The sequence below is a fragment of the Aeromonas sp. TW 6 genome, from assembly GCF_013168745.1.
Taxonomy (GTDB): domain Bacteria; phylum Pseudomonadota; class Gammaproteobacteria; order Enterobacterales; family Aeromonadaceae; genus Aeromonas; species Aeromonas caviae.
The window spans coordinates 37,871-45,977 of sequence record NZ_JABERS010000034.1 but is presented as its reverse complement, the minus strand read 5'-3'; the positions used below and the strand labels follow the sequence as shown (position 1 = coordinate 45,977).

3 protein-coding genes and 1 pseudogene are annotated in these 8,107 nt (G+C 38.9%); 2 read left to right on the top strand and 2 right to left on the bottom strand.

Going from position 1 to position 8,107, the window contains the following annotated elements:
* Both HKD46_RS15800 and HKD46_RS15795 read left to right on the top strand, forming a co-directional pair.
* On the top strand, positions 1–420 hold a 420-nt coding region (locus tag HKD46_RS15800; RefSeq protein ID WP_171865645.1), incomplete at its 5' end, for an IS1634 family transposase.
* Positions 421–440: 20 nt separating this feature from the next.
* A pseudogene (locus HKD46_RS15795) lies at positions 441–1,139 on the top strand (integrase core domain-containing protein); the annotation flags it as partial.
* 264 nt (positions 1,140–1,403) lie between these two features.
* On the opposite strand, the gene HKD46_RS15790 reads toward HKD46_RS15795, so the two are convergent.
* Positions 1,404–2,864 carry a hypothetical protein gene (locus HKD46_RS15790; protein ID WP_171865644.1) on the bottom strand — a complete coding sequence of 487 codons (1,461 nt, stop codon included), beginning with the start codon at positions 2,862–2,864 and terminating at the stop codon, positions 1,404–1,406.
* A complete protein-coding gene (locus HKD46_RS15785) occupies positions 2,861–7,705 on the bottom strand; it encodes an AAA domain-containing protein (RefSeq protein ID WP_171865643.1) in 4,845 nt (1,614 codons plus the stop codon). Before HKD46_RS15785 ends, HKD46_RS15790 begins: the two co-directional genes overlap by 4 nt.
* Positions 7,706–8,107: the final 402 nt, after the last annotated feature.

Below are 8,107 nucleotides of genomic sequence, written 5' to 3'. Positions count from 1 at the left end.
GCGACCAATGACCACAGCGATACGCTGACCATGGCCGAACTTTTGGCCACCTATAAAGCGCAGCAGAATGTCGAACGGGGCTTTCGTTTTCTCAAGAGCCCGGAGTTTTTAACCTCCTCACTGTACCTGAAAAAGCCGGAGCGGATTGAAGCGTTGCTCATGGTGATGACCTGTAGCCTGATGATTTACGCAGCGTTGGAGCACCGGATCCGGCAGGGATTAGTGGAGCAGAATCGCAGTGTGGCGGATATGAAAAAGAAACCGACCCAGCAGCCGACGGCCCGTTGGATCTTTTTGCGCTTTGGTGGCATCCATGAATATCGACTGGGAGAAGCTCCGCCACAAGTAACGGAGCTAACAGGAGACCAGCAGATCATTTTGGAGGTATTGGGTGAGCGCTATCGGCAAATTTATTCCTAAATCAGGTGCGGAATGTCGGCTCCAAGCATGACCGCTTGTTGCGCCTCGAGAAAACCCATAGGGAACAGACGATTGAGCTCAATGACGAGCAGATCCGCCTGCTCGAGCGCTTCAGCCCCGAGTTCCGAGAACGTCAGATAGAGGTCCACTACACCGGGGAACTGGTGGCGGTCGACACCTTCTTCGTCGGCGCACTCAAGGGGGTGGGCAAGGTGTATCTGCAAACCGTACTGGACTGCTACAGCCGCCACGCCTGGGGACGGCTCTACATCAGCAAGCTGCCGGTGACCTCGGTCCATGTGCTCAACGAAACGGTCCTGCCGTTCTTCGAGGCTCACGAGGCTCACGAGGCGCGGGTCTATACCATCCTGTCGGACAACGGGCGCGAGTTCTGCGGGCGCCCTGACCATCACCCCTACGAGCTGTTCCTGCAACTGGAGGGGATTGAGCACCGGACCACCAAGGTACGCAGGCCGCAGAGCAACGGCTTTATCGAGCGGCTACATCGCACCCTGCTGGATGAACATTTCCGTATCAAGGGGAGGACAACCTGGTATGAGTCGGTAGAGCAGATGCAGACAGACCTGGACAGCTATCTGGATCACTACAACACCCAGCGGCCACATCAGGGCAGGATGATGGAAGGACAGACTCCCTACAGCATGTTCAAAAAGGGTCTGAAATTGATACCGAAGGAAGTGCGCACTAAAGTAGCGTAAACAAGACACCGGTTTGAGGCCGGTGTCAGGTGATAACTAGATCTGTACAGATTTACCCCCTTGTTTATTACTTTCCAATAAAGTCCATCATTTTCAGTGGTTAATGGCTTAATAGAACGCTATACATGATGCTCAAAGGATTATATATCCAATGAGTAATGCATCGTACTTTGTCTCATTGCATGATGGACATTTATGCAGACTGGGTAGCAGTAACTGATAAAATAATGACTGAATTTGATGTGTGTCATATGGGTATGTTTGTTAGCTTGCTGGTTTAATTTGATGAAGTATTGGTGTAAGACATTTATTTCTGACTTTTTGATCTTCCTCTATATCTTTCTTTTCGAAAAAGTCATTATATCTTGACTGAAGTGTTATCCAATCAAAAAACTTAATTGAAACTTTAGATACAAATTTAGGGGCAAAACTTATATAACCAACAGGAAGAGAAATGTCGCGCTGCTCATCTTGCTGTAAATGAAATAAGCTGGCTACCATAAGACCCGGTATAATCATAAACTCTGCATCAGCACCACCAAATTTAGCTGGTAAGTCCATAAGCTCTGCGTTGGATAGCTTCCAGAAATTGTTCTTTAAATTCATTGATTCTTGATAACTCTCGCAAGCCATACCTAAAATTATTTTCGATGTTTTCTTTCTTTTATCGAACAAGTTGTAAACTTCATCGACTAACTTATTTAAATCCGCAGTTTTACCCCATGTTTTAGATTCGGAGTTAGCAAGCCAAATCAAACCAGAGTTATCAGGTCTATCTTTAAAGATAGTTTCAAGTCGATCCACTATAATGCCTCTGTTTTGTGCGGTATAAAAATTACCGAGCAGCATAAAAGTATCATTATTTAGCTTCGTTAAGCCATTTTCATAATGATTAACTAAAGCTTTAACATTGAGAGTCTTGGTATTGTCATCCCAAAACTGTATGAGAAAAGGATCACTTGATATCTCAAGGTATTCGTTAAAACTATGGTATTGATTCTTCAATGCACCCACTGAAATTGTAGAGTCCATAAGAGAAAACATTTTTTTTTCCTCATCCCATTCATCAAGTGTATTTGAAACATACTCCATTTTTATCTTACTGGGAGAGTCAGTATCAATAAAATACTCCACCTCCAGTGGAAGTGTTGCATCATATCTATCTGATACCTGATTTATTTTGTATAATTCTTTCACCTCTGAAAATACATCTTCTTTCAATACAAGTTCTCTAAATAAGTTGAAGTTTTTATCAAAAGCGTTTTGGGCCTTATTCAATAAGTTGCGGTAGCATTCATCCGGTAAATCTAGTGAAATGCTAAAGTCATCAGATCCTGAGCGTCTTACATCTGTTGACAGCATTTGAAAGCTATACAATTCGAACTCAACAGGTGATGCTTCATCAGTAACTTCAAAAAAAGTAGGCCTCAAGTTCCCATCTTCTTCTGTAAACTTACTCATCGCATAGTAAGTAAGCTTTATTTTACCACCTTCCCATTCCACCAAGTTTTCTTCTTGTAAATCATCAATAATCGCCAGCATTTCTTTACTAGTTAGACCAAAGTAATCCTGAATAGTATCCAAACTAGTGGAAGATAATGAATAAATGAGTCTAATTACAAACTCTTTAACAACCGGCAGTTCTCTTTTTTTACTGACGGTATAATCCATAAAAAAAGACTTCATTGGTAAGCCATAACAAACCTTGCTTAATTGGATCTTCATTCTTTAGCCTCTAGAGATTGTGAGTTTACAATAGAATATTCTTGACCACTATGCTCTGAGATATATTTGTACACTCGACCAAATGCAGAGCCTTCATTATGATTGCACCACATATCAGAATTTCCAACTATAAATAATGCTTCCTTGGCACGAGATAAAGCTACATTTGCTCTATTCTCTGAAGCAACGTGCCCTTGAGCACCACTTGAGTTACTTCTGACCAAAGAAACGATAACAATGTCATTTTCTTTACCTTGATAACTATCGATCGTATCTACTTTTATGATACATTTTTCGAGCAAAGTTCGTGCCCATGAAACACCATTTATTTCACGAATTAAATATTTTACTTGCTCACCATACATACAAATAATGCCAATCTTAGGATCATTACCTTCTACAAGGATAGTTTCTGAATTTTTATGTGCTACGATTTTACTCAGAAGTCCTAATATAATTTCTGCCTCGTACTTATTGACATAACTTTTTTGATTTGCATTCTTGGTGGTTGGTTTAGATTCAAAAGAGCTTTTGTTGGCTTTACTAGTATCAATCCAAGTTACTGGTGTACAAATATCTTTGAACAATTCTAAGTAAGCTTTTTTCGTTACTCCCCGACCGGTTTCCAAGCCCCCTTCCTCTGAATAAAAACACTCTGATACTAAGTTTCCAACAGCAGGTATCATTCGATATTGAATTTTTAAAAATCGTCCAACAGTTTTTCCATAACTGGATACGAATGCTCGTTCAAAATCACTGCGTTTAAACTCTTCAGTGCTAACTGCAGGTAAAATACGCTTGGCCGCTTTTATGTGTTCTTCATCAAATAATGGGGGGAGTTGCTTATGGTCACCGACTAAAAGAACCTTACGTCCTACCTGCATTGCTATTGCAAGTTCACTTGCGGGTGATCTGGCAGCTTCATCAATAACTACTAAGTCATAAATATTCTCTTGAATGCCATAATGATTACGCCCTATACCAACACAAGTTCCACAAACCAAAGTTCGAGTTTTTGATAAAAAGTTTTGAAATTGTGATTGACTTGAAGCCATAACACTCAGCCATTCATTTGAAATAGAAATTATGTTCTTAAATTTTGATACTAAATCACCAGAGAAAATTTCATAATGTCTAGCCATGGCTGAGTAAATAAAGTCTCTATAATATTTAAGATTAATGCCACTTAGATTAAATTCCATACCTGCTTTGCGAGAAAAGAACTCCGGCAATTTCTTATTTAATACTTCAGTTTGCTTAACCAGTGCATCTGACGCACTGCTGTCCACATCCTTCATACGAGATATTATACGATCTAATTGTTTGCCAAATGACCGTTCAAATTCGGTCGCAACTTTTGTAAATGCCTCATCAATACCTAACTCTCGAGATACCCTAGCAATTCGCTCTTCATATTCAGCTTTAAATCTATCTCTATAATGTTCTTGAAGTGCCTTTTCTCCCACATCATCAAGTTGTTCAGAAAGTACATGCTGATCGCCAAGACGAACTATATCTATCTCAGTATCATTTCTACCGAATAGTGATCTAACTTTTTCAGTTGCATTGTTGACAGCCTCATGAGATTGGCTGACTAAAAGGACCCTTCTAGCACCATTAGATATGCAGTAGTGAATGAAAGAACCAATAAATGCTGTTTTGCCAGTGCCAGGAGGACCTTGAAGCAGGCTAACAGGACCATACTTGTATAAACCTTTAAACGCTTCTCGTTGTTGTGTATTTAGTTTGAAAATAACGTTTCCATCAATATCAAACTCTGTATATGAGTCTAACTCTGCTTCAGTAGGTTCAGCTTGTTCAGTTGGTTTAACATCTACGCCAGGAGAAAAGTAATCTGCTATATTGCTAATAACACTTCGGTTATTTACAAGATTGTCGGTTGCCAACTTTCTTTTGTTTAATGATGATGCTGTCAACGCGCCTTCAAGAACCAAAGTATCCCCCAACTCAATCGTTGCCTTACCTCGGATGATTATTGCCATTGTATTAGGGCTGATATCGGCAACCAATCCTATTCTACGGAGTTCGCCATGTCTCTCCGCGTATACAAAAACACGCTCTGTATTTAGATTGAAATCTAAAGACGAGCCTTCACTCGTATATTGGAATAAATATTTATCTCCTTGAATTCGAGGATCTGTAGATATCTCAACCCTTGGGTTACTTTCGTGTTCGGTTTCAACGAGTGCTTTCCAAACATCTCTGGCATCGGTTACTTTAGAACCTTTTATTTTAGTCAAAATCGGTGATGCTTGGTTAGTGTTACTTGCTTCTGTGATTACCGCATCCTTACAAAGTTCTCGGTACACTGGACTTTCAAGTATTTCACCAAAAAATTCTTCTGAAGCTTCACTCTCAGATTTACAGAAAATAATTTCACCATTTAGTTCAAGGATCGATCTTTTCTTATTGCTTATGAATTCATTGTGCCTGATTTCATCAATTTTAGCTGAAACTATAAACTTTTTTTCGGGATGGATGAGTATACTCAATCTATGTTTTACACCAGTTATTCTAACAGAAACGAGGTCATTATCTTTACCTTTATTAATGTCTAAATCTAAATAGTATCTCCCATCATCAGACAATAATTTATTCTGTTTAGTTGGAAGGCTTTTATGGAATATCTTGAAAGTATTAACCAGCTTTAGAGGTGTGGGGATAATTATATTATCTAATTCATCATGCAGTTTTATAATTTCTTGGCTTGAAACTTCAGGTAGTTCAAGTAACTCATTTACATATTTTTTTAGATGGGTTAGCTGCATTAAATCTGATAACTCACTAATTATCTTTACAATGGCGTAGCGGTCTATGCTTGCCTTAGAGATATTCTCATGATTATCAGGGGTGTAGGTGGGGGTATATCTACTTTCATCTAACTCAATAATGTCTATAAACACTAAGCCATTATCATTGATAATGATGTTTTCTGGGTGAATATCGCCGTGATGGATGCTTGCTGAATGTAGATCAATTATTGAAGATAACAGTTTTTTTATATTTTGCGTAGGGTCTTCAATAGATTTTGACTCAATAAACTGCTTCCAGGTAATGCCTTTAATCCACTCAAACTGGAAGAATGCGCAGGTCATTTGTGGGTTTAATCCATAGTCTATAATTCTTGGAAGGCACTTTATATCAGCGTTTTTTCTAATATCCAGCCTATTAAAGAATGAAAGTAATTGACTATTAACTCCACCATCTGCTAATACGTCACTCACCCCAAACCAAGCTTTCAGTCCAAATGTATCATCAACAGCTTTTAAAAAAATAAATGTTCCATTACCTTTGACTGAGCTGATATCACCAAAATCAACGTAGATGTTTTTTGAAGAGTGGTAGTTGGCCAACATACCTAGTTTATCTTCACCATTAGATTCCCCTACATTCAATAGTTTATTAAGTTCAGTAAGTGCTTCTCGTAAGTCTTTGAAACGGGCTGCAGCTTCAAGCTCTAATCCCCTTTCAAACCATTTATTGAGTCGTTGGCCTATGTGGTTGTCTTCAATTGTTTCCCATATATAAATGCCGTCTTCTTTAATTGGTAGTTTGCCAAATGCAATATAGTGACATATAGCAGTAGCCAGATATACATCACGAGTAAAATGCGTACCGTTAGAGTCGTCGTACAATTCTTCAGGTGTTTCAATTTTATTATGTTGAAGGATTTTACGAATATTAGATACTGTTTTATTTTGTGGGTCTGGATAGGTCGCTGTTAAGAAGTTAGACAATACGACTTTACTTGGAAGTGATACCCAGACGCTGTGATTTCCAATGTCACGATGTGCAACATCAATATCATGGAGACTAGCGAGTCGACTAACTAGAGCTTGAATCAGGTTGAGCCTATTTTCTTCCGTAAGTGTTGTGCTGTGTTTTCTGATAAATGTATCAAGTCGCTCTTTTTTATTTGGCCATTCATATAACTCAACAAAATCTGACGATAGTTCACCAGGTAAATATTCAAGTCGTAGAAATGCATCCCTAAGATCCTCATCCTGACTTGCTATATACCCAAGCACATCACTTTCTCTATGCGCAATTAGAGATCTTTGTTCTGGTGTTCTTGCATGCTCAACGATACACGGAGAAGTAAAATTCCACCTGCGCATCAATGCTTTGTAGTTATGATTATCTGAACGTTGGCTAAGATATTCAGAATATAGTCCATCTCTATGTTGGAATAACGGCATTCCTTGTAAGACATAGTTGTTAGCGGAATAATTTTTTGCTTTAAAATCCGCACTGTTATTAGAAAAGATTTTATCCCATTGCTTTAAGTTTTTGTTAGGTGCATCTTCTTTTCTTTTTATCATCCATGATTTATCTTCGAAATGCTTTTTATAGACTTTTTCGTCGCCAATTTTAGAAAACTCTTCTAATGTAAAGACATAGTCTTGCTCATCAGGATGAAGGTGGTCTTTAGTAGCCTCACCACATAAAACAACACAATGATCGACCCAAGGGACAAATCGATCGCTTAAACGCTCTTTCAATTTGGTTGCTAGTATTTGGGCAGATCTTCTTGCTTGGCGCACACCATTACTACGATGCTCTTCACGTCCATCTGGAAACTGTACAACCCACTTTCCTTCTTTTGAATAAATTTTTCCAGACCAGTTTTTCAGCTCAACATTTATGATTCGATCGTGTGTAATCAAAATTAAGTCGCCTTCAAACTCTTTACTTTGCCGACCTCTCATTTCTAACGAAGAATAAGCTTTCCAGTTATTTGGAAGGCTAGCTTCAAGTTTCTCATTTGCTTCTCTTTCATAGCTGTTTATCCCTAATGGGTCTAAGCATTGAATTTTCATTATTTGACCTTCTATTATTAAATATAGTTATTGCAAAGTATTGTTAATACGGTGATACCTACAATAAGTAGGAAAGCCATGGTTCATGGACACCTCTGAAGGCATATAATTAAAATGCCATGTTGTCAATGGTTATAAAAATTTTAATGAGGAGATGCTCGCTAAACCTGCCTAGCAACTTATCCGTTGATTGAGGAGTTGAACTGCGAAGACTAGAACTCGAGATCATGCTCAAAAAGCTAGTGGTAATTAGAGGTAAGGCGGTATTAACTCGTTAATACCGCCTTATATTTAACTCTGCTCTGCTCTGCTCTGCTCTGCTCTGCTCTGCTCTGCTCTGCTCTGCTCTGCCCTGATGCCTATATGAACAAGCCAACTTTAAATCAGCTTATTGCTAGCTAG

What these genes read in the sequence shown, in the direction of transcription:
- HKD46_RS15790 (WP_171865644.1), bottom strand. Translation starts at nt 2,864, where the DNA reads ATGAAGATCCAATTAAGCAAGGTTTGTTATGGCTTACCAATGAAGTCT.
- HKD46_RS15785 (WP_171865643.1), bottom strand. Translation starts at nt 7,705, where the DNA reads ATGAAAATTCAATGCTTAGACCCATTAGGGATAAACAGCTATGAAAGA.